22 protein-coding genes are annotated in these 22,611 nt (G+C 40.3%); 5 read left to right on the top strand and 17 right to left on the bottom strand.

The window, feature by feature from the left end; translation table 11 throughout:
- Window positions 1–82 precede the first annotated feature (82 nt).
- Window positions 83–4,816, top strand: a complete 4,734-nt coding sequence (locus KXJ59_RS08530) for a translocation/assembly module TamB domain-containing protein (RefSeq protein ID WP_295203252.1) — start codon at window positions 83–85, stop codon at window positions 4,814–4,816.
- Here the strand turns inward: KXJ59_RS08530 and KXJ59_RS08525 are convergent, their stop codons facing one another.
- The 14 genes from KXJ59_RS08525 to KXJ59_RS08460 form a co-directional block, all read right to left on the bottom strand.
- Window positions 4,817–6,355: a glycosyltransferase family 39 protein gene (locus KXJ59_RS08525; RefSeq protein WP_295203249.1), complete on the bottom strand. Its 1,539-nt coding sequence runs from the start codon at window positions 6,353–6,355 to the stop codon at window positions 4,817–4,819.
- Between the two features lie 35 nt (window positions 6,356–6,390).
- Window positions 6,391–6,813 carry a type II 3-dehydroquinate dehydratase gene (gene aroQ / locus KXJ59_RS08520; protein WP_295203247.1) on the bottom strand — a complete coding sequence of 141 codons (423 nt, stop codon included), beginning with the start codon at window positions 6,811–6,813 and terminating at the stop codon, window positions 6,391–6,393.
- A gap of 74 nt (window positions 6,814–6,887) precedes the next feature.
- The gene (carA, locus tag KXJ59_RS08515; RefSeq protein WP_295203244.1) at window positions 6,888–7,994 is read right to left on the bottom strand and encodes a glutamine-hydrolyzing carbamoyl-phosphate synthase small subunit; all 1,107 of its coding nucleotides are present in this window, start codon (window positions 7,992–7,994) and stop codon (window positions 6,888–6,890) included.
- 146 nt (window positions 7,995–8,140) lie between these two features.
- Window positions 8,141–8,674: a 50S ribosomal protein L17 gene (gene rplQ, locus KXJ59_RS08510; RefSeq protein WP_295203241.1), complete on the bottom strand. Its 534-nt coding sequence runs from the start codon at window positions 8,672–8,674 to the stop codon at window positions 8,141–8,143.
- 121 nt (window positions 8,675–8,795) lie between these two features.
- Window positions 8,796–9,797, bottom strand: a complete 1,002-nt coding sequence (locus KXJ59_RS08505; protein ID WP_295203238.1) for a DNA-directed RNA polymerase subunit alpha — start codon at window positions 9,795–9,797, stop codon at window positions 8,796–8,798.
- A 120-nt stretch (window positions 9,798–9,917) separates the two neighbouring features.
- On the bottom strand, window positions 9,918–10,523 hold the full coding sequence (gene rpsD / locus KXJ59_RS08500; protein ID WP_295203236.1) for a 30S ribosomal protein S4: 606 nt from the start codon (window positions 10,521–10,523) through the stop codon (window positions 9,918–9,920).
- Between the two features lie 147 nt (window positions 10,524–10,670).
- Window positions 10,671–11,081: a 30S ribosomal protein S11 gene (gene rpsK, locus KXJ59_RS08495; RefSeq protein WP_295203233.1), complete on the bottom strand. Its 411-nt coding sequence runs from the start codon at window positions 11,079–11,081 to the stop codon at window positions 10,671–10,673.
- A 181-nt stretch (window positions 11,082–11,262) separates the two neighbouring features.
- A complete protein-coding gene (gene rpsM, locus KXJ59_RS08490; protein WP_295203231.1) occupies window positions 11,263–11,643 on the bottom strand; it encodes a 30S ribosomal protein S13 in 381 nt (126 codons plus the stop codon).
- A 66-nt stretch (window positions 11,644–11,709) separates the two neighbouring features.
- Window positions 11,710–11,826, bottom strand: coding sequence for a type B 50S ribosomal protein L36 (gene ykgO, locus KXJ59_RS08485; RefSeq protein WP_026774906.1), 117 nt, complete (start codon window positions 11,824–11,826; stop codon window positions 11,710–11,712).
- Window positions 11,827–11,892: 66 nt separating this feature from the next.
- Window positions 11,893–12,111, bottom strand: a complete 219-nt coding sequence (gene infA, locus KXJ59_RS08480) for a translation initiation factor IF-1 (protein ID WP_026752042.1) — start codon at window positions 12,109–12,111, stop codon at window positions 11,893–11,895.
- Between the two features lie 128 nt (window positions 12,112–12,239).
- Window positions 12,240–15,041, bottom strand: a complete 2,802-nt coding sequence (locus KXJ59_RS08475) for a hypothetical protein (protein WP_295203228.1) — start codon at window positions 15,039–15,041, stop codon at window positions 12,240–12,242.
- A 119-nt stretch (window positions 15,042–15,160) separates the two neighbouring features.
- Window positions 15,161–15,565 (bottom strand): hypothetical protein, encoded by a 405-nt coding sequence (locus tag KXJ59_RS08470; RefSeq protein ID WP_295203227.1) that lies wholly within the window; start codon window positions 15,563–15,565, stop codon window positions 15,161–15,163.
- A 191-nt stretch (window positions 15,566–15,756) separates the two neighbouring features.
- A complete protein-coding gene (locus KXJ59_RS08465; RefSeq protein ID WP_295203225.1) occupies window positions 15,757–16,134 on the bottom strand; it encodes a DUF1801 domain-containing protein in 378 nt (125 codons plus the stop codon).
- Between the two features lie 82 nt (window positions 16,135–16,216).
- On the bottom strand, window positions 16,217–17,374 hold the full coding sequence (locus KXJ59_RS08460) for a homogentisate 1,2-dioxygenase (RefSeq protein WP_295203223.1): 1,158 nt from the start codon (window positions 17,372–17,374) through the stop codon (window positions 16,217–16,219).
- Between the two features lie 236 nt (window positions 17,375–17,610).
- On the opposite strand from KXJ59_RS08460, the gene KXJ59_RS08455 reads away from it, so the two are divergent.
- The 4 genes from KXJ59_RS08455 to KXJ59_RS08440 all read left to right on the top strand — a co-directional run bounded on the left by KXJ59_RS08455 (window position 17,611) and on the right by KXJ59_RS08440 (window position 20,297).
- Window positions 17,611–18,033 (top strand): NUDIX domain-containing protein, encoded by a 423-nt coding sequence (locus tag KXJ59_RS08455; protein ID WP_295203220.1) that lies wholly within the window; start codon window positions 17,611–17,613, stop codon window positions 18,031–18,033.
- Window positions 18,034–18,528 carry a metallophosphoesterase family protein gene (locus KXJ59_RS08450; RefSeq protein ID WP_295203217.1) on the top strand — a complete coding sequence of 165 codons (495 nt, stop codon included), beginning with the start codon at window positions 18,034–18,036 and terminating at the stop codon, window positions 18,526–18,528. It begins immediately after the preceding gene.
- Window positions 18,529–18,640: 112 nt separating this feature from the next.
- Entirely contained in the window at window positions 18,641–19,066 is a 426-nt protein-coding gene (locus tag KXJ59_RS08445; RefSeq protein ID WP_295203214.1) for a nuclear transport factor 2 family protein, read from the top strand.
- A 94-nt stretch (window positions 19,067–19,160) separates the two neighbouring features.
- Window positions 19,161–20,297 (top strand): histidinol-phosphate transaminase, encoded by a 1,137-nt coding sequence (locus KXJ59_RS08440; RefSeq protein WP_295203213.1) that lies wholly within the window; start codon window positions 19,161–19,163, stop codon window positions 20,295–20,297.
- A gap of 11 nt (window positions 20,298–20,308) precedes the next feature.
- Here the strand turns inward: KXJ59_RS08440 and KXJ59_RS08435 are convergent, their stop codons facing one another.
- Genes KXJ59_RS08435 through KXJ59_RS08425 form a run of 3 tightly spaced genes read right to left on the bottom strand, consistent with a single transcriptional unit; the run spans window position 20,309 to window position 22,509 of the window.
- Window positions 20,309–20,761, bottom strand: a complete 453-nt coding sequence (locus KXJ59_RS08435) for a hypothetical protein (RefSeq protein WP_295203210.1) — start codon at window positions 20,759–20,761, stop codon at window positions 20,309–20,311.
- Between the two features lie 18 nt (window positions 20,762–20,779).
- Window positions 20,780–21,493: a LytTR family DNA-binding domain-containing protein gene (locus KXJ59_RS08430; protein ID WP_295203207.1), complete on the bottom strand. Its 714-nt coding sequence runs from the start codon at window positions 21,491–21,493 to the stop codon at window positions 20,780–20,782.
- On the bottom strand, window positions 21,490–22,509 hold the full coding sequence (locus tag KXJ59_RS08425) for a histidine kinase (protein WP_295203204.1): 1,020 nt from the start codon (window positions 22,507–22,509) through the stop codon (window positions 21,490–21,492). The genes KXJ59_RS08430 and KXJ59_RS08425 overlap by 4 nt, the downstream gene beginning before the upstream one ends.
- Between the last annotated feature and the right edge of the window lie 102 nt (window positions 22,510–22,611).

The following is a 22,611-nucleotide window of genomic DNA, read 5'->3' as shown; positions in this document are numbered from 1 at the left end:
TTTGCGATAAACCCATTCTGTTCTGAAGCGTACCCTGAAAATATTAAGGCGAACCCTTTTAGTCATTCTTGCCCTGATCTTATTGATCTTTATTGCTATACAAACTGATTATGTTCAGAATAAACTGGTGGGTATTGCCACCAGCCGTCTCTCAAAATCGCTTGGTACCGAAGTAAATATCCGTCATGTAAGCCTGGGGCTTTTCAACAGACTGAATATGGAAGGGTTATTGGTACGCGACCGTTCTAAAGACACACTTGTATATGCAGGTAGTCTTAAGGTACGTATCACCGACTGGTTCTTTCTGAGAGAAAAAGCTGTTTTACGTTTTATAGGTCTGGAAGATGCAGTAATCAAACTCAACAGAAAAGACAGTATCTGGAATTACCAGTATATCGTTGATCATTTCTCCTCTCCCTCCACTGATAAAAAGAAAAGCGGTGGCATGGCACTGGATCTTAAAAAGATTGACCTGAAAAATATTAAACTGGTTAAAAATGATCGCTGGGTGGGTGAAAAAATGACCCTGGAAATGTTGAGCATGGTATTAAATGCTCAATCAGTTGATTTAAACAAAGGTATTTTTCTGATAGATGATATTAAACTGGATCAACCTCTTTTTGCCATACAGGGTTTTCAGGGACTCAGGCCAGAGGTATTAAGAAGAAAAAAACAACCTGCCTCAGCCGATACCGGCTTACAGTTTAATGCGGGTAATATGCTGATCAAAGCAAGTCTCCTGCAGATTAACAATGGCCGCTTCTATATTGACGGCAATGAAAAAACAGCTTTGGCACATTTCGATGGGGCACATATTCAGTTAAGCAAATTAAACGGCACCTTAAAACAGGTGTCATTCATCAAAGACACACTTCGAGCCGATATTGATCTTTCCGTAAAAGACAGAAGCGGTTTTCAGTTACAGAAGTTGAAGACTAAGTTCAGGTTTACACCACAGATTATGGAGCTGGCATCGCTAGATCTGAGAACCAATAAAAGCAGGATAGGAAATTATTATGCTATGAAGTTCACCGATTTCAATAAAGATTTCGGCAACTATATAGAGAAAGTAGTGATGGATGCCCGCTTTAAAGAAGCAAAAATAAATAGTGATGATATTGCTTTCTTTGCTCCCGAACTAAATACCCTAAAAAGGAATATTGATATTTCCGGACATTATACAGGTACTGTTGCCAATTTTACCATCGAGAAACTTTTTGCAAGGATTGGCAATAAAACAAATATTTCGGGCGGACTTTCCATGAAAGGATTACCCTCTATCAATAGCACACAGATCAATTTTGCCAATGGTGTTGTATCTACCAATTATAATGACCTGGTTAGTTTTATTCCTGCATTGAAGGAAATAAAAGAACCCAATCTTGCCGAACTGGGCAATGTAATCTACAGGGGTAATTTTAAAGGCACAGTAAAGAATTTTGTAACGGCTGGTGTATTCAGCACCGAGTTGGGCGGATTGAAAACGAATCTGAGTCTTAAACTCCCCTCAAAAGGAGAACCTACCTATACCGGCAATCTTGAAACCACGCGCTTTAATATCGGACGTTTTTTAAATACCAGTTCTCTGGGACTGATTAATTTCAAAGGAGAAATTGAGGGTAGTAGTTTTGCCATTGATAAAATCAGAACAACACTCAAAGGAAATATTGATTCACTCGAATTCAACAACTATACTTATTCCACTATTGTAACCAATGGAACCTTCCAGAAAAAAGCATTCAGGGGTGAACTGGAAATTGATGATCCTAACCTGAATTTCACAACATCGGTTGAAATTGATTTCTCAAAAGAAGTCCCCAGTTTTAACGTCGTGGGCGACCTGGTACAATCAAATTTAAAGACACTCAATTTTATCAAGGACCATATAGAAGTAACAGGTTTATTGGATGCGAATTTTACAGGCACCAATATCGACAACTTCTTAGGTACAGCGAAGTTTCTTAACGCCTCAATAAAAGATGAAACCACAAAGATCAGTTTCGATTCTTTGAATATTACTTCTGTTCAGGACGACAGTACAAAAATTTTACGGGTAGGCAGTAATGAATTTAAGGCAGAAATAAGAGGCCAGTTTAGTATTCTTGAATTACCAGCCAGTATTCAGTCTTTCCTGCACCATTATTATCCTGTGTATGTACCCGAACCAAAAAGTATTCCACAGAATCAACGTTTTGATGTTCGCATCAATACCAATTATATTGAGCCATACTTACAGATTGCCAGCAAAAGTTTTTCGGGCTTTAATGACGCCTCTTTATATGGCAGTATCGATACCAGGAATAATGACCTCCAGGTAACTGCTAATATTCCTTTTGCCAAGATGGATAAATATTCATTCAATGCAGTACAACTTAAAGGTGCGGGAAATTTAGATACGCTTTCCCTCACCGGCGATATTACCACCATTACCATTGGTGACAGCCTTAGTTTTCCCGGCACTAAATTTTCTGTAACCGCACAGGACGATCGTTCATTGGTTACCATTAAAACCAGTGCAGATAATACACTTAACGATGCCAACCTCAATGCCGAGGTTTTTACACTCGCAGATGGTGCACGGATTCAATTTCTGCCTTCTTCATTTTTACTCAATACCAAAAAATGGAATCTTGAAAAGGAGGGAGAACTGGTTATCAGGAAAAATTTTGTACTGGCAGAAAATGTAAAATTTACACAGGGGTTTCAGGAAATAGTAGTAGAAACAGAAGAGGAAGATGGCGGCAATACCAATAACCTGGTGGTAAAACTCAGAAATGTGGTATTGGGCGACCTTACTTCTCTTTTTGTAAAAAGCCCGAGAATGGAAGGGATAACCAGTGGTAAAATTTTACTACGCGATTTCTTTGGGAAGTTCAATGCTGATGCTGACCTTACAGCAGAACAATTCAGATTAGATGATGACTCAGTGGGTCTGGTAAAAATTAAAGCAGGTTATAACAGCAAGACCGGTTTAATTCCTTTTGATGTTAATTCACCCAACCCTGGATTTGACTTTTCTGCCAAAGGTTTTTATAACCTTAAAGATTCTATTGGCAATCCTTTGAGTACCGATATCAACCTCAACGATGCCAAAGTAGGCATACTCAATCAATTCCTGAAAGGCATATTTTCTGAGTTGTCTGGTCAGGCAAAAGGCAAACTCTTTATTGGTGGCGACCCTGCCAATCTTACGCTTTCAGGAAGGGTAAAACTATTTAATGCGGGTTTAAAGGTAGACTACACACAGGTTTATTATACGATTGATTCCGCCGATATACGCTTCGAGGAAGATGGAATCGATTTTGGCTCTTTCACCATCAGGGATAAATTTAAAAATACCGGTACCGTGAAAGGGAAACTGTATGAAAAAGGTTTTAAGAATATGGCTTTTGATTTTGACCTGAGCACAACTAAAATGTTGTTGATTGATACCAGATTGAAAGATAACCAGCAATTCTATGGAAAAGCGATAGGTAGCGCCGAGCTTTCCCTTAAAGGACCAGAGTCTAATGCCAAAATGATCCTGAAAGCAGAATCAACAGACAGTTCTCACATTTATATTCCTAATTCGATCAGCAGGGAAAGCGGTAGTGCCGATTTTATTGTGTTTAAGGAATATGGTACTGAGATGATCAATGAAAAAAAGAAAACAGGATTTAATTTATCGGTCGACCTCACCATTACTGCAACTAATAAAGCATCGATTGATGTAATTCTGGATGATCTTACAGGTGATGTAATTAAAGCAACCGGTAATGGCAGGCTTAGAATAAGGGCAGGTACATCTGAACCTTTAACAATCAATGGCAAGTATAATATTGAAAGAGGAAATTATGATTTCAATTTCCAGTCTTTTATCAGAAAACCATTCATACTGATGCCCGATGCAGGTAACTATATTGAATGGACCGGAGATCCTTTTAAAGCTGATATCCGTATTGATGCACAATACACCGCAGAAAGAATTGCGTTATATGACCTTGTTTCAAATATTAATGTTGGCGGCGCTGCCAAAGGTTATCGTGGTGAAGTGTATGTAATTGCTGCTTTACGTGGTAAACTGAATGCACCCGATATTAGTTTCAGACTAGACTTCCCTGCTGGAAGTCCGGTTAAAAGTGATAACGTGTTATCACAATATATTACCAGACTGGAGAAAGATGAAAATGAAATCCTTAAACAGGTTTCATTCCTGATTGTGTTTAACACATTTGCACCACCCAGTGTGGGAAATGGAGGTGGAAATGCGGCTAATAATTCACTCACTACTATTGGAGCCAATACACTTTCCCAAATTCTTACAAAAGAGATTAACAAGATGTTCTCTAATTTTCTGTATAAACTTACTGGCGATAAAAGTTTACGTTTCGACCTCGGAACCTCATGGTATAGTAATAATGAAATTACAAACGGTGTTGTAGACGGTGCTATCAATAGTAACTCCATTGACCGTTCAAGGGTGAATTTCAAGTTGGGTAAAAGCTTTTTTCAGGATAAGATGGTTGTGACTTTTGGTGGCGACCTTGATTTTAATGTAAGTAATTCGGCAGCGGTAAAAAATGGGAATCTTCAATGGCTGCCTGATCTGAATATTGAATTCATTTTATCAAAAGACCGAAAACTAAGAGCTATTCTTTTTAATAAAAACAGTCTCGATATTTCCAATACCAGCGCAGGAGGAATCGGCAGACGCAATCGCTTCGGTGCCAGTATCTCCTATCGTAAAGATTTCGACAATCTTTTTGCTACCAAACCAGATGATATTCAATTCAAAGCTCCAACAGACAGTACACAGACTTCAGGTCAGAAACAATAATCAGGGTAACAATGCCGGTACAGTTTGAAGCGCATTTCTTAACCTATACACATAAAAATAACGAACAATTTTTCCTGACCGTACCTGGTTAATAACTACCGGTTCTTCTATACTACTAAAGTATTTTCCCAGGTTGAGTTTTACATCATAAGGCAGATTGGATGCCTGTATATAATAAGCATCGGCTCCTTTTTGCAGATTACCCCGTTCTTTATTGAGCCAGGCAAATTTGTGAAGGTCTTGTAATTCACCGATACCGATCAGCTTTATACCTGTTTCCCTTGCAGTATAAAATTCAAGATGTCCGCCCGGAAACCATTTATGCGTGAGTAATACCGCATCTTGATTCATTCGTCCTGCTGCAATATCAGCCTTATACAATTGATCAAACTGTTCACTCATATCATTCCATCCTGAAAGATCAAGCGTTGGACAATATTCACCATAATTTTCTTTCTGCTGGCTGCCGAAATTTACCGGGGAAAAACGCACAAGAATAATTCCTGCTGTTAATACTACCACAACCAATATAAAGGATGCCTGTATCCAAACCGGAAATTGCCTGTTGGTTCTTTGTTGTAAATACATTGCTGCCATAAAATACAAGGGTATATAAGCAGGCCCTGCCCAGTGTGGCAGTGTAGGATTGAATAAAGAAACACCCCAGAATAAGATGATCATGGGAATACTCATCCATAACAACCATTTCCTGATGCGTTTCCTTGCAAAACGAATCCGGTTGGTGGCAATACCAAACAGCGATAAGAGCATAACAATAAATAAAAACGGATGCTGATACAATGCTTCCCCTACTATCTCTCTACCCAGCATATCCCATTGTACCCGGGTATTTGTAACCCTGGCTGAATGAAAACGATACGTGATAAAGTCATTCGAAATATTCCAGTAAACAATCGGAGCTATACATAGTAAAGTAACCAATACACCAACATACAAACGCCAGTTGGTGAGCCATTGTATCCTGGTAAATAAAAGAAAAGCGCCGAAACCTGCCCACAAATACAAACCATGTACTTTACTCAATGCAGCCATACCTATTGTAAACCCCAGTAAGAGCCAGACGCTCAGGTTTTCTTCTTCTCTTTTCAGGAGTATATAAGCCATCAGGTACAAAGAAGCTACCCAGAATAACATTTGTGGAGAGTCGGGCAAAATAAACAGTCCTGCGATAAAACCGGTGTACACAGATAATGTATAAATCAAAGCAGCCAGCCAGCCCAGTCTCTCACTGTCGAGTAGTTTGCCTAATTTGAAAATGATCCAGGTAGAAAGTCCAGCACAAATAACGGCACCTGCACGTAGGGTTACTTCATTAACCCACCATAAATTCAAAGTGGTGAGTCTGATGAGCCACCCCACCATCGGAGGATGATCGAAATGGTTCCAGTCTGATTGTATGGCATAGGTCCAATAATACACTTCATCATTACCCAGTTCCAGTAATCCTGCAACAAGTAACTTAATGATGGTGCTGATGATGATCAGCCAAAAAACTTTTCTGCTATATGATTGATACATGATGTTGCTGAAAAAGCAAAGACCATACCAAGAGATCAGGATTTACCCAACAACCATAGAATGGCCAGCTCATAGCCTTTCAATCCTAAACCAATGATACTACCTGCCGATTTTCCTGAAACGTGTGACAGTTTTCTGAATTCCTCACGTGCATGTACATTACTGATATGAACTTCAACCACCGGTGTTTTAACAGCTGCAATTGCATCTCCCAATGCAACTGAAGTATGTGTATAACCACCTGGATTGAGTACAATGCCATCATAACTGAATCCAACTTTCTGAATCTCATCAATCAGTTCACCTTCAATATTGCTTTGAAAATAAGTGAGTTGAACATCGGGGAATAGTTCCTGTAAGGAAACAAAATATTCATCGAAATTCATGTTTCCATAAATATCGGTTTCTCTTTTACCCAGTAAATTTAAATTAGGACCATTGATGATGGCAATCTTCATGTACCGAAGTTAATAAAAAAAATGGCCACGTATCATATGCTGATACATGGCCAGTATAGTTGAGTTACCAGAAATCAGTTCATACCCTGTTTAATCATATCGAGGAAATTGTCGAACAGGTACCTGCTATCATGAGGACCCGGTGTACTTTCAGGATGATACTGAACACTGAAAGCAGGTTTATCTTTTATCCTGATACCTTCAATAGACTGGTCATTCAGGTTTACATGTGTAATCTCTACATCAGGATGATTTCTCACTGCTTCGGGGTCTACACCAAAACCATGGTTCTGCGTGGTAATTTCACACTGACCGGTAATGATATTTTTAACCGGGTGATTCAGCCCTCTGTGTCCATGATGCATTTTAAACGTAGGTATATCATTGGCCAGTGCAAGTAACTGATGACCAAGGCAAATACCGAATACGGGTTTATTTTCATTCAGCAGCCCCTTTACTGTGGCAACAGCATAATCCATTGCTGCCGGATCGCCGGGACCATTTGAAATAAAATAACCATTGGGATTAAATTCTTTCAGCCGGCTTAAAGGTGTTTTCGCAGGATGTACACGAATATGCGCACCTCTGTCTACCAGACACTGAAGGATATGTTTCTTTACACCAAAATCCAGTACCGCTACTTTTACAGGAGCATTACTATCACCCATCTCATACTCTTCAGTAGTACTTACTTTGCTGGCCAGCTCAAGTCCATCCATATCGGGTACTTCTGTAAGTCTTCTCTTTAATTCTTCCACATCCATTATCTCCGATGAAATAATACAGTTCATGGCACCCTTGGTACGTATATGAGCCACCAGTGCACGTGTATCGATATTATCAATGGCTACAATCTGATTGGCTATGAGGTAATCGTTCAGGTTATTATTTGCCTGTATACGGCTAAACTGCTCTTCAAGGTTGCGGGCAATCAATCCGTGAATTTTTACACTGCTGCTTTCCACATCGGTATCTTTTACACCATAGTTACCGATATGCACATTGTTCATAATGAGTACCTGACCCGTATAGCTTGGGTCTGTAAAAACTTCCTGATAGCCGGTCATACCGGTATTAAAACAAATTTCACCCGTAGTAGTACCTGTTTTACCAAAAGCATGTCCATAAAAGACATGACCATCAGCGAGTACGAGTATTGCGGGTTGTTTCGATTGAGACATAATTGTTCACGGTTTAACGGTGCAAAAAAAAGAATTGTTGGTTAAAATGTCGGAATAAGTTTCACACATCCGGTTTTACGGGCAAATACATAAAAAAAGCAAGACGGCTAAGTCTTGCTTTTTTATATAGAAACTGTTTTTTCAATTTATTCAGCTGCTTTATCAGTTGAAGGAGTTTCTTCAGTAGCTGGTGTTTCTGCTACGGCGGCTTCTACAGCTGGAGCTGCTTCGGCTTTTTTAGGTGCACGGCTACGACGTGTTTTCTTAGCAGGTTCAGCAGCCTGAGCAGCGCTCTTACCATAGATTTCATTGAAATCTACCAGTTCGATCATTGCTTTTTCCGCATTGTCACCCGGACGAATGCCGAGCTTCAGGATACGGGTATAACCGCCTGGGCGGCTGGCTATTTTCGGACCTACTACTGTAAACAGTTCTTTCACAGCAGCTTTGTCTTGAAGATAGCTGAATACCACTCTGTGCTGGTGCATGATGGTTTCTTTATCGTCAGACTTCTTTGTTTTGGTGATCAGCGGCTCAACGTATGTTCTCAGGGCTTTAGCTTTGGCCAAAGTAGTAACAATACGTTTGTGTGTGATCAATTGACTAGCCAGATTGGCCAGCAATGCTTCCCTGTGCGCTTTCTTACGACCCAGGTTGTTGATTTTGTCTCCGTGACGCATGACTTGTTGTTTTTATACCCTGCACCGTGTCAGGAATTGCAGGATGTTTATAAATAGCTTCTAGCTTTCAGCTACCAGCTACTAGTATTTTTCTAGAAGCTAGTAGCTAAAAGCTAGTAGCTTAATTGTCTAAGTTATCTAACCCCAATTTATTCAGATCCATACCGAAGCTCAGTCCACGCTCAGTTAACACCTGCTCAATTTCTGAGAGTGATTTCTGACCGAAGTTTCTGAATTTCATCAGGTCTTCCTGTTCGTACTGAACCAATTCGCTCAGGCTGTTGATTTTGGCTGCTTTCAGGCAATTGAAAGCACGTACAGAAAGATCGAGGTCTTCAAGTGGTGTTTTCAATACTTTACGCAGTTGTAATACATGCTCATCTACCACATCTTCTTTCTTGTCTTCTTTGTTATCGAAAGTGATGTTTTCATCGGTGATGATCATCAGGTGCTGAATCAGGATACGTGAAGCCTGTTTTACAGCATCTTCAGGATGGATGGTTCCATCTGTAGCTACATCCAGGATCAGTTTCTCATAATCGGTACGCTGCTCCACACGATAGTTCTCAATACCGTATTTTACGTTCTTGATAGGTGTGTGAATAGAGTCGATTGCGATATATCCAAAAGGCGCATCTTTTACTTTATTTTCTTCAGCAGGGATATAACCACGACCACGTGAAATGGTGAGTTCTATATCCATTTTAGCAGAAGAATCCATGGTACAGATCACCAGCTCAGGATTCATTACCTGAAAGTGCTGTGAAACCTCACCTAACATACCCGCAGTAAATTCAGTGCGGTTTTTGATAGAAAGGCTGATCTTTTCATTGGCTACATCATGCTCTACATGCTTCTTGAAACGTACCTGCTTCAGGTTCAGGATGATTTCGGTAACATCTTCTGTTACACCTTTCATGGTAGCAAACTCGTGGTCTACACCTTCGATTTTGATACCTACGATTGCATATCCTTCCAAAGAACTCAATAATACCCTTCTCAGTGCATTACCAATGGTAAGACCATAACCTGGTTCTAATGGACGAAATTCAAATTGACCTTCAAAATCTGTTGCTTTTTGTAAAACGATTTTGTCGGGTTTCTGGAAGCTTAATATGGCCATATTAAAACTTGGTTTTTTACTTGATTGTAGCGGAACCCATTATTGGTTTCCGGATGATATGAGTGAGGAGTGAGTAGTGAATAGTGAGTAAAACACTCACTATTCACTACTCACTATTCACTATTTAGAATACAATTCGACGATCAGTTGCTCCTTGATATTCTCAGGAACATTCTCACGCTCAGGATAGGTAATAAAAGTACCTTTCTTCTCAGATTCGTTCCAGTCGATCCAGCTAAACTTAGGGTTCTTACCGCGTGTTTTGCTAATGATAGAAGAATTATCTGCACTCTTTGGTCTGTAAGCAATGATATCACCTGGCTTACACTGGTAAGAAGGTACATTCATCACTTCACCATTTACAGTGATATGCTTGTGGTTTACCAACTGGCGGGCTTCAGGGCGGCTGGCTGTTAATCCCATACGGAATACAGTATTATCCAGACGAGCTTCCAGTAACTTGATCAGGTTTTCACCGGTAACACCTTTAATACGTGATGCTTCTTCAAAAGTTTTACGGAACTGACGCTCTAATACACCATAAGTGTATTTTGCTTTTTGCTTCTCTCTCAGCTGTAAAGCATATTCACCAAGGCTTTTACGCTTGCGGGCAGCTCCATGCTGACCGGGAGGGTTGCTGTTTTTACCTAACCATTTGCCATTTCCCAGAATGGGTTCTCCAAAAATTCTGGAGATTTTGGTCTTTGGACCAGTGTAACGTGCCATTTGTTTTGTTTTGCGATTTTTTAATGACGATCCGGTATCCTAAAAATCTAAAATCAATACCGAACCCTATAAAAGTTTGATGTCTGATGTAGGATGTTTGATTTAAAAACAAATCAGACATCAAACATCCTACATCATAAAATTCAATTATACTCTTCTCTGCTTGGGAGGTCTGCAACCATTGTGTGGTAAAGGAGTTACGTCTTTGATAGAAATAACTTCAATGCCTGATTGTGAAATAGAGCGGATAGCACCTTCACGACCGGCACCAGGACCTTTTACGAAAACTTCAACGCGTTTCAGACCAGCTTCCATTGCTACTTTAGCAGCATCGGCAGCAGCCATCTGAGCTGCATATGGAGTATTTTTCTTAGAGCCTTTGAAACCCATTTTACCAGCACTGCTCCAACTGATTACCTGTCCGGCTTTGTTGGTAAAACTGATGATAATGTTGTTGAAAGTAGCAGAAACACGTACTTCTCCAGCCGCGTCTACTTTTACTACTCTTTTTTTGGCAGCAGCTTTTGCACTGTTCTGCGCTTTTTGTGGTTTTGCCATGTTTCTTTTTTGAGGTAGTCGTCCCGATCAAATCGGGATTGGTTTAACAATGAAAAATTCCGCCCGGGGCGGAAACCGCTACACTCTCCTTTCCCGGTTGTATCGGGCCTATCCAAGCTGTAGAGGATTTGTATAACAATCATGATGCTGAAATGAGGTCATTCCAGCATCATGTTATCATTTATTTCTTAGGTGCCTTTTTCTTACCGGCAACTGTTTTACGTTTACCTTTTCTGGTACGGCTGTTTGTTTTGGTACGCTGACCACGAACAGGCAAGCCTTTACGGTGGCGTAAACCACGATAACAGGCGATATCCAGCAAACGCTTGATATTCATCGATACTTCACTACGTAATGCACCTTCTACCTTAAACTCATTGTTTATGATATTACGGATAGCAGTCTGCTCATCATCGTTCCACTCATGTACTTTCTTATCGAAGTCAATAGCAGCCTGAGTTAGGATATACTGAGCTGTTGAACGACCAATACCAAAAATATAGGTCAGACCAATTTCGCCTCTTTTGTTTTTTGGTAAATCAATACCGGCAATACGAGCCATATTCTGATTTTAATTTAATACTTTAATACTGGTACCATCCACTGTAATCAGTAACGGTACATGAAATTATCCCTGACGTTGTTTATAACGGGGATTCTTTTTGTTGATCACGTACAACTTACCCTTTCTCTTCACGATCTTGCAATCTGCACTACGCTTTTTGATTGAAGCTCTGACTTTCATTGCTTTATTATTTATCGCTTTACTGCTTCCGGCTTTCAGCATGAGCCGATAGCGTTCCGCAAATGTTTACTTATACCTGAAAATGATTCTTCCCCTGCTCAAATCGTATGGGCTCATCTCAACCCCTACCTTATCACCTGGCAAAATTCTGATGTAATGCATCCTCATTTTACCTGAGATGGTGGCCAGGATTTCATGGCCATTTTCTAACTTCACCCGGAACATAGCATTGCTCAGGGCTTCCAGAATTACTCCATCTTGTTTAATCAGCGGTTGTTTCGACATACTATTTTTGGGGCTGCAAAGATATTAGATTGCAATGGAAATATGAAAATTTCGGGGAAAAAATTACCAATTTTGTGGAAAATAGGGTAAAATAATGGCCCTGAGCCCCTTATAAAGGCAAATATAACTTATCTGAAGAGGGCCACAGGCAGAATTATCTCCCAATAATTAGTTGTGGTTGCACCGCTAAACTCCCGATCGAGCAATCGGCTATACCTTAATCCGAAACTTACCGGCTCCTGGTTCCACCACCGGGTGTCGAACATTAATTCACCCCCAACCGTTCCAAAATAGAATTTTCGACCGGTTCTAAGGCTTTTCCCAACCGAATGATCGTAAAAAGCATTCATTCTTACCCGCTGAAAATAGACCAGTTGTCCAAAACCCCAGTCAGGATACAGTAGTGGGAAGTGATAATTCACCCCAATTTTATATGCCCTTGGGAAATTTACCGATTGATACCCTCGCGAAAAAGGGAAATTATCAGAGAAAATATACTGATTCAGGGTGTCACGACTTTGGATAGCTCCTGTAAGCACCAGGTTATGGGTTTGTCCCAATCCGGGAAAATATATAGCCCCGCTCAACAGCATTTGCCATGCATCGGTTTTACCAAGGGCTGTCCGGTAACGGGCAGTCATTACCCGCCCCCATCTGGGAAATATTTGCCGAAGCGCCCTTTGCGACTGAGCCGAATACGAAATATTAAAATCCAGATAATTGACCCTACGATCTTTCAAGAGGTTTTTAGCAATACCTGTCCACTTTACATTATTGGTATTGAAAGTGGTTTGGAAAACCAGACTTCGGTATTCCCTGCCCGATGTAAGGTTCAAAGGCAACCGCAATCCGGCATAGGCAGTCTGCTCTTCCCAGTGCAACAACGTATCCTGATTCAGGCGCGCTGAACGGTTATAGGTACTACTGGCTCCGAAAATTCTCTGGATATAGCTCCCTCCATAAGCAAAGTCTGCACTTAGCTTATGGCTTTGTTCATTTTCATTATAAGTGTATGCCAGCTCTGTGAGATGTGTATTCAATAAATTTTCACCGTAAAGCGTGAATGAATACTCCGGCCGGTCATAATAAGGCCGCCAGCTATGAATATTAACAAACCGCCTGAATTTTTTATATGGGGTAACGGCAAAATTCCTGTCTGCCAATTTTTCGCTAAAACCAAAGCTTGCCGGGGTTATACTATTATCAGTATATAATGGCTGCAAAATATGATCCACCGGTACTCTTTCCCATTTAGGAACAAAAGAGGCCAGCCTGAATCCATCAGCAGTAAACACTGATCCTACCAGCTTGCCTTCTCTTAATATAGCCTGATAGATACCTGTTGGATAAGTGGCAAGCCGAAACGGACCTTTTACGTTTGTTCCGTCATCAATCAGCCCCCATAGTTCATCCCGCCCCTGGTAGGTACTCGTGAAAAGAAGCGTATCACCCTGGGTCTGTAAATAACCAACCACACGATTGGCAGAGGCCAGCAGTATTCTTTCTGTCTTTACCGAATGACTGTACCAGCTGATTCCCATATGACCATTTAACTGTCTGTGAACAGCATAAAAACCATCCTTTTTGCTGTCGAACCGGGGATAAGAAAAAACTTTATCCTCCGATGAAAAAAGAGTATCAGTATTCCCTGTGGCTACATCAACTTTTACAATGGAACTCCCTCCATTGGTATGCATATCAATAGCCAGTATTTTTTGCAGATCGGAAGACAGATCAGGTGAAAACAAACGGGTACCTGTACAAACTACCTGCTCTGTTTGTGTACTGAGATCAAAAATTTTCAGGGTATTGGTTTCAACATTACCCCATCGGGTATCGGGGCGATAACTTGTATAGACAATTTTATTGCCCCGGTAAGTGAAATACGGATCAATAGCAATATCTCTTACCCTTATTCTTTCTGTTTTACCATCTGGTAATACTTTGGCAAAAGCAGGAACCTGGGTATAACTGTTCTGTAAAGTAAGAACAGCACCATCTTCCATGAGATAAGGAAAACGATAATTCAACACATTATTCTTTTCAATGCTGGTGACCCATTCAGGTTCTTCAACTGCCAGAACTTTCCACTGTGAACGGTAATATCCCAACGCATCATTTACAAACCGATCAAATGAAACACCTGTATGTTTTTTCACCGCACCTTGAAATGGATAAATCAGTGGTCTGAAGCGGGCTGCGTCGTTGGTTATTTTTGTCCATATATCTTGCCCATATTGTTTACGGCCATATGCCACGAGTAAATAGCCAAGATCATAATGGCTGGGCACAAAATGCCGCAAAGAACCATTGCGCAGCTTCATATAACTGTATTGTTTTCCTGAATGTTGCAATGACATATACCCATTAAAAAACTCCGGTAGTTTACCCCTGCCCTGTGCCGTTAACTGTGTTTCACTGTACACAGCATCGCCTTCAAAAAACCAGTCAGGAATGCTTGCTGCATTTGCTACCGCTTGTCCCTCTTCACCCAAAATAACCGATGCGAGCCTAGACAATCCTTTGTTGAAATTTCCATACTGTTGTACATGCCTGTACTCATGGATGGCCAGGTTACTCACCCAATCAAATGCCCCCAGTTCAAAGGCACTTTGTGGGGCAGTAGTATAGAACTCACTTCTGAAAGGTGCCAGTCCAACATATGCATTAGAGAAAAGACTGCGGTGCTGAATGACCATACTTATTTTTCTTCGGTCAGGTCCTAAACCAGTATTGTTATTTTGTTGTAAACCATGAACAATACCTGCAATTTTCTGCGCCTGCTTTTCATTGCCATCAGGAAATACAATCCTCACCGTATCGGTATCGATTTGTTTCCAACGCTGGCGCGAAGGGTTACCTCCAAAACGTTGGGCAAGCAACTGGACTGAAACTAAAAAAAAGAAAGACAGTAAAAAAACAGAACGCATGTAACTGAATTTATCAACAATATACATAAACACTTTGTTGCAACTCACTTCTGTGAAGCTCATCCAACAAAAAAAGGGCACCATTTATTGGTACCCTCTTCTATTTTCTTTTTGATGGATTACATAGGATCCCGGGTTAGATGAATCTTTGTCATATCCAGGTAATGATTTTGTAACTGATGAACATAATGAACATCAGGATGATGTCTTCTGTCTTCGCGATACCACATTTCTATTTTGGAGAAATCATTCGATTGTGGCGTAACCAGTCGGAATGAACCCTTCATATATTTCACGGAACCATCCTCATTGGGTTGTTTTGCAAAACTGAGTTTCAACAATGCATCTTCATTGAGCGGAAGCGGATGCAGTTGATCGGTACTGAACCAGAATTCCTGTACATCTGTTTGTACACAAACCTGTTTTTCATCTCCGTTTAGGCGAACAACTTCTCCCTCCCACATTTTTCCATCATATTCCGCCAATACATAGTCTCCAATTTTAATGTCGCTGAATTTAATCATATGGCAAGTCGTTTTAGGAGCATAAGTTAAGGAATTTTTGAATTGGAAGAAAGTCCGGAAGAATTTTCCCCTAAGCACCCTCCTTCTGCAAAAATTCTTTCTTCCGGACTTTCTGTCTTACGGTCTTTCGGACTAATTTGCCAATGTCCAAAGGACTCCATGGAGAAGGCACAGAAGGGCACAGAAGGGGGTTATTTTTTCAGTTTCTTTTTTATAGCCGCTTTTTCCAGGTTTTCCAATACCCTGAATTTTACAATCATGGTTATAAGTTTTACCGGCAATGGTTTATCCAATGGAAATTGAATAGCACCTTTGGAGGTAGTATATTTTTCCAGCTCTTTTTCGAAATTGAGTACACCGGATGAAGTCGGATAAAACCCGATATGGTTTTTCATAGCTGCAAAATATACCAGATTACCCTCCTGAAAGAAACAGGGCATACCATAACTTATTTTCTCCACCGCCTTAGGTGCAGCTTTCTGAATAACAGTTCTCATCTGTTTTAGCAACTTCTGTTTATCTGCAGGGAAATCGGCAATGTAGGCATCGATGTTTTCGTAGACTTTCATATAGTGAGTAGTGAATAGTCAGTAGTGAGTAAATAAAAGACAGTAAGATAAATCTACAAAAAAACTCACTACTCACTATTCACTATTCCGCCCAACTCATCGTATATCCCGGATTCTCTATCTCCAGTGCATCTACCGTTAATTGTAAAGGATGAAAAGTATCTACCATAACGGCCAGTTCCTGTGTTTCTTTTTTTCCAATACTTTTTTCAACCGCTCCGGGATGTGGCCCATGTGGAATACCTGCCGGGTGTAAAGTGATCATTCCCCTCGTTACATTTTTTCGGCTCATAAAATCACCATCTACATAATACAACACTTCATCACTGTCAATATTGCTATGGTTATAGGGTGCGGGGATAGCATCCGGGTGGTAGTCGTATAACCTCGGACAGAAACTACATACCACAAAATTATGCGCCTCAAAAGTTTGATGAACCGGAGGGGGCTGGTGTACACGACCGGTAATAGGCTCAAAATCATGTATGCTGAATGCGAAAGGATAACAGCACCCATCCCAGCCTACCACATCGAAAGGATGATGTGCATAATGCAAGCCATATTGAACACCTTTCTTTTTGGTTTGAATCAGGAAATCGCCGGCTTCATCAAAAGTTAAGAGATTCTGTGGTGTGCGTATATCGCGTTCACAAAATGGAGCATGTTCCAGTAACTGTCCATACTTGCTTATATATCGTTTAGGATAACGGATTGGACTAAAGCTTTCTACAATAAACAGCCTGTTTGCAGGGGTGTCAAATTTTATCTGGTAAATAGTGCCCCTTGGAATCACCAGGTAATCGCCATATGCAAAAGGCAACTGACCATATTGTGAAAGAAGTACACCACTTCCTTCATGTACAAAAATCATTTCATCTGCATCGGCATTTTTATAGAAATAATCAGTCATACTTTCCCGCGGCGCCGCCAGTACAATATGACAATCATTATTAACCAGAACAGGTTTGCGGCTTTTGAGATAATCGTTTTCCGGTTTCACATTAAACCCTTCAAAGCTTCTGTGTTTGAGCATTTTTTCTTCTGCAACACGTGGCTGTACATTTACCGGATCATCTGTATGAATGATCTGTGTTGGCGGATAATGATGATACAGCAATGAATAATCATTGCTAAATCCTTCTGTTGAAAACAATTGTTCCGAATACAATGACCCATCGGTTTTCCGAAACTGTGTGTGACGTTTATGGGGTATATTACCTAATGTATGATAATGTGGCATAGAACTAAAAGTTATAAGTTACAAGAAACAAGGTTCAAGGTTGATGTAGTAAACTTAGCGTTTTATTCACCGCGGAGCCGCGGAGAAAGGGAGTTTACGCAGAGGGGTATTAGTATTCTACGAGTGCAAGGGAGAGCATCAGGAAATAATATTTCCATGAGCGTTTATCGATCCAGTAGGTAAAATTTCGTTTTAATGGCATAGGTTGCAATCTCTCTGTGAAATTAGTAAAGTTTATGAATGAAGCACCTAAAAAATTACTTACCGCCGGACTTGTGGTAATTGAAGGACGCAAGCTTTTACTGGCTTTCAGCAAGAGAAAACAGGCTTATTACCTCCCGGGAGGAAAATTAGATGAGGGAGAAACTTCGGTTACAGCAATACTGAGGGAAATAAAGGAAGAACTTTCCATTGATATAACACCCGATGAACTGGAATTCTATTGTCATATTACTGCCCCGGCTTATGGAGAATTACCTCCCGTAATGATGGAACAGGACTGTTTTCTTTATACACTCAAATCAACACCTGAAGTGAATGCCGAAATTGAAGCCATCCGTTTTTTTAGTTTTACAGAATTCAAGCAGGAAACGGTTCAGGTACCAGGTGTTTTGTTATTATTTCAACAACTGATTAAAGACCACAAAGTTGATCCGTAAATGAAAAGAATAGGCATCCTATCAGACACACATGGCTATCTTGACGAAGCCGTATTTCAACATTTTAAAGACTGTGATGAAATATGGCATGCCGGCGATTTTGGCAACGATGTATTGGCTGAGCAGCTCAGACAGTTCAAACCACTGCGCGGGGTGTACGGTAATATTGATGGTCAGGACATTCGCTCTCTTTACCCTGAACTATTGCAATGGGTTTGTGAAGATATTAAAGTAATGATGCTGCATATAGGCGGTTATCCACCAAAATACAATAGCCATGCAAAACCACTGATTATTTCCGGCAAACCACAGTTATTTATCAGTGGCCATTCCCATATTCTGAAAATTATGTTTGACGATACTTTACAATGCCTGCATATTAATCCGGGAGCTGCCGGGAAACATGGCTGGCATAAGGTTCGCACACTTGTTAAACTTGATATTGAAGGAAAGGAAATGAAAAACTGTCAGGTAATTGAACTGGGTCCACGATAATCGGAACTAAACAATTTCATCCACCTTCCACGGAGTCTTACGCGCGTTCATCCAAATTTAACAGGTTCCCGCATACAGCTGCCTCCTATATTGTAGGATTAAAACCCAAATTATGCCTACAAAATTTTCACGTCTTTTATTAACAACTTTACTCTTTTGCTTATTACAAAATTTTGCCACTGCACAATCTAACCCCGAAGAAGCCGGTGTAAAAGCCTGTCTGGAAAACTATATGAGTGGAATGGGCGACCGTGTTGAGAAAGCTTTTCACCCGAGTGCTTTTATGAAGTATGTAGATATCAATACCGGCGAATTTAAAGACGTGCCTATTGCTGACTATATTACCCGTGTAAAAGCCGGTACCGGACCGGGCAAAAGAACCATAGGTATTCAGTCGCTGAATATCGAAGGCAGTGCAGCCAATGCAAAAATCAAGATTGAAACAGAAACTGCCATATTATACGATTATATGAACATGCTCAAAATCAACGGAGAATGGAAAATTGTGAGTAAGATATTTTCGAGGGTGAACAAATAATTTTTTGTCACAGATTCGTTCGTCCCGGGCGGATGAATCTGTGGCAAAATCTCATCGATCTTTTGTATCTTTTCGGTCAGAAAATTAATTTCATATGTCTGCATCATTCAATCGCCGCGATTTATTAAAGTTTGGTTCTATGGCTGCTATTGGTATGGGCTTGAGACTACCATCACTGGGCATGGGCAATGAGGAAGGAATTGTAAGAAGCTATGGTGCTGCAGAAGGATTAATTAACCTGAGTTCAAACGAGAACCCATACGGTATTTCACCAAAAGCCAGAGAAGCCCTGCTGGCGGCTTTAGGCGAAGCTCACCGTTATCAATACAATCATACCAATCTTAAAGATTTCAAGAAACAGCTCGCTGCACATTATGGTGTAAACGAGGATCAGGTATTGATAACAGCAGGCTCAGGAGAAGCATTGGGCCTATTGCCCCGTCATTTCAATAAAGGCAAACTGGTTACCGCCAATCCTACTTTTGGCATCTTACCTGCTACTGCTAAAATGCTGGGGCAGAAAGTGGTGGAAGTTCCCTTAACGATTGATCAGAAACATGATCTTCCTGCCATGTTAAAAGAAGTAGATGATGATACGGCACTGGTTTATGTTTGTAACCCTGCCAATCCCAGCAGTACAATCGTTTCACCCGCCTCTTTAAAAAGTTTTTGTATGGAAGCATCCAGGAAAGCCTATGTAGCGGTAGATGAGGCTTATGTAGATTTTCTTGATGCACCGGATAATGAATCCATGCTTCAGTTAATTGAAAAACATCCGAAAGTTTTTGTAATTGGCACTTTTTCTAAAATTCATGCCATGGCCGGCTTGCGCATTGGCTGGGTAATAGGACACGCTTCTTTGATTAAACCCCTTGCAGACAATTATTTTATCCGCACACAGATGGCTATGTCTGCATTATCGATGAGTGCCGCTCTTGCAAGTCTTAAAGATAGTGGCTGGCATAAACTGAGTAAAGAAAAAAATGCGGCCGCAAGAGACTTTACCTATAATGCTTTAAAAGCCATGAAGATTGATGTGGTAAAATCCTATACCAATTTTCTCTTCTTCCCTATTCCTAATTACAACGGGGATTTTGCTGCCGATATGCTGCAGAAAAATATATTTCTCCGTTCTTCCAACTATATCAATGGCAAATGGGCAAGGGCCAGTGTGGGCACCATGGATGAAATGAAACAGTTTATTGAAGTAATGAAAAAGGTTCAGGTATAAAACCTGTCTGTTCATCCATTTTTTCTTTTCTTCAGCATAAATGCAAGTGGTAATCCAATCATTGCAACAAGTATCAGCATTGCTTTGCCCGCCTCCAGCCATTGAAAAGCTTGCTGTTTTACCGAAGTCATTGGCAAAACAAGTTTATTCATCACCAGCCAGATAAAAATACCATATAGGATGCCTGTGAGGTAGCTATTGTAACGATCTAATTTTAATGGTTTATATATGAGGAAGAAAAACAGGGTAAACAGAAATGCTACTGAAAAATGTAGTGCCAGGCCCAGTAATATACTTGTTGTGCCTCCTGCATAAGCTTCAGCACCTTGTACTGAGGTTGCGATGAATTTCAATACAATTAAAGGCGATTTACCAGTTGACAAATAAAAAGAAAACATTGCGGCTATAATATCTAAAACACCAACCAATAACCATGCTTTGATAAAAAAGAGTATTGTTTTCATAGCTGTATTTTAAAAATTCTACATCATGTGTTGTTGAATATGTTGCTGGAATGCCTCTTTATAGCCAGCACTTACCGGCAGTTCCCTGCCTCCCACTTCTACCAGCTGCTGCCCCAGCTTTTGCACATGCCGGAGGTTTATGATATAAGAATTATGTATTCGCACGAAACTGTCAGGCAGGGATGCGGCCATTTCTTTCATTCGTTTATACACGAGATGTTTTTGCCGACCGGTATGAATACACAGGTACTCTTTATGCGCTTCGATATAAATAATATCAGAAAACTGAATCCTGATAACTGTTCTTCCCGTTTTAATAAATAAAAGTTCATCTTGTTTTGCCGACTGTATTTCTTTTACAGGGCTGGGCGAAACATGTAACTGTAACTTTTGAATAGCTTGCAGAAACCTTTTAAAAGAAACAGGCTTCAACAGGTAATCAATTACATGAAAAGAAAAACTATCCAGCGCATGTTCAGCATAAGCGGTGGTAAAAATAATTTTCTGGTCTTTGGGAATAAGTTCTGCCAACTCCAGACCCGATAATCCAGGCAGGTTGATGTCAAGAAAAATAATATCTGCAGGTTGCTTTTTCAGGTATTCCAGTGCCTCGATGGCATCGTAGAATTTTCCTTTAAGCTCGAGCATTGGTAATTTTCGGATATAGTCTTCCAGCAACTGCATGGCAGGTGGTTCATCTTCAATAATCAGACAACTGATTTTTGTATTCATAGCGGTATACTTAAAATAGCCGTATAAGTTAATACATCGTCAGGTTCAGCTTTGAGGCTACTTTTGTCTCCATACAATAACTGCATCCTGTTTCTCAGGTTATCCAGTCCCTTCCCACTCTCTTCCTTAGGTCCGGTTTCAGCAATCCTGTTCTTAACAGTTACTGTCAGCTTCTGCTCTGCATTCTCAATGCTTATATCAATAAAATTATCTTCTCTTCTTTTATCAATACCGTGTTTAAATACATTCTCCACCAGGGGAATAATCAGCATAGGTGGTATTTGAACATCTGTGGTATTACCTGTTTCCTGAACAGACACCGATAAAGGATAACGCATCCTGGTTTTCTCAAGCTCGATGTAATTATGAATAAAGGAGAGTTCGGTTTGCAAAGAAATAATATCCTTTGGGGCCTCATCTACAAAATAGCGCATGATCTGCGACAGTTTTTCAAGCATCGCCGCTGTAACCGGCGACTCACGTTGTGCATAGAAATAGATATTATTAAGTGAATTGAATAAAAAATGTGGCTGCACCTGTGCCTTTAATAAATTCAGCTCCGACTCTACCTGTTTTTTCTCTAAAACCTGTTGTTGTTTTTGCAGGTGAAAATACCTGAGTGCAATATAAAAAAGTACACTGGTAAAATAAATAAGCACACTCGATACCAATGCACCGAATACACTTGTCCAGGGAAAATCCTGTGGTTTGGGTGCGTAATAAGTGTTATAGAACCACCATGAGGTTCCTGACCGATACAAGGCAACTGCAATCAACAAGATCAATACCAATAAAACATACAATAATTTTTGCTGACGCATATATAACCTGGGGATGAGTAAGGCTGCATTACCGTACACAATCGCCATATAAGAACTGATGATGATTACAGAATACCCCATTGATTGAAGCAGGGTATCAAAATGAAGGAGATTCAGTACATTAATACCAAACAACAATACCCAGATAACCCACTGTATACGGGCTATATCCCATTTCTGTCTGATGAACTGCATCTCTCAAAGCTACAAGGAAATAGAACAGCCCCGTCGCCATTCAACGAATTATCGTTTTTCTTCAACGAATACCTTTTTTATTACTTTACCGGATTGATTAAA

The sequence above is a fragment of the Sediminibacterium sp. genome (genome assembly GCF_019264485.1).
Lineage (GTDB): Bacteria > Bacteroidota > Bacteroidia > Chitinophagales > Chitinophagaceae > Sediminibacterium.
This window is presented reverse-complemented; position numbering and strand designations above follow the sequence as displayed.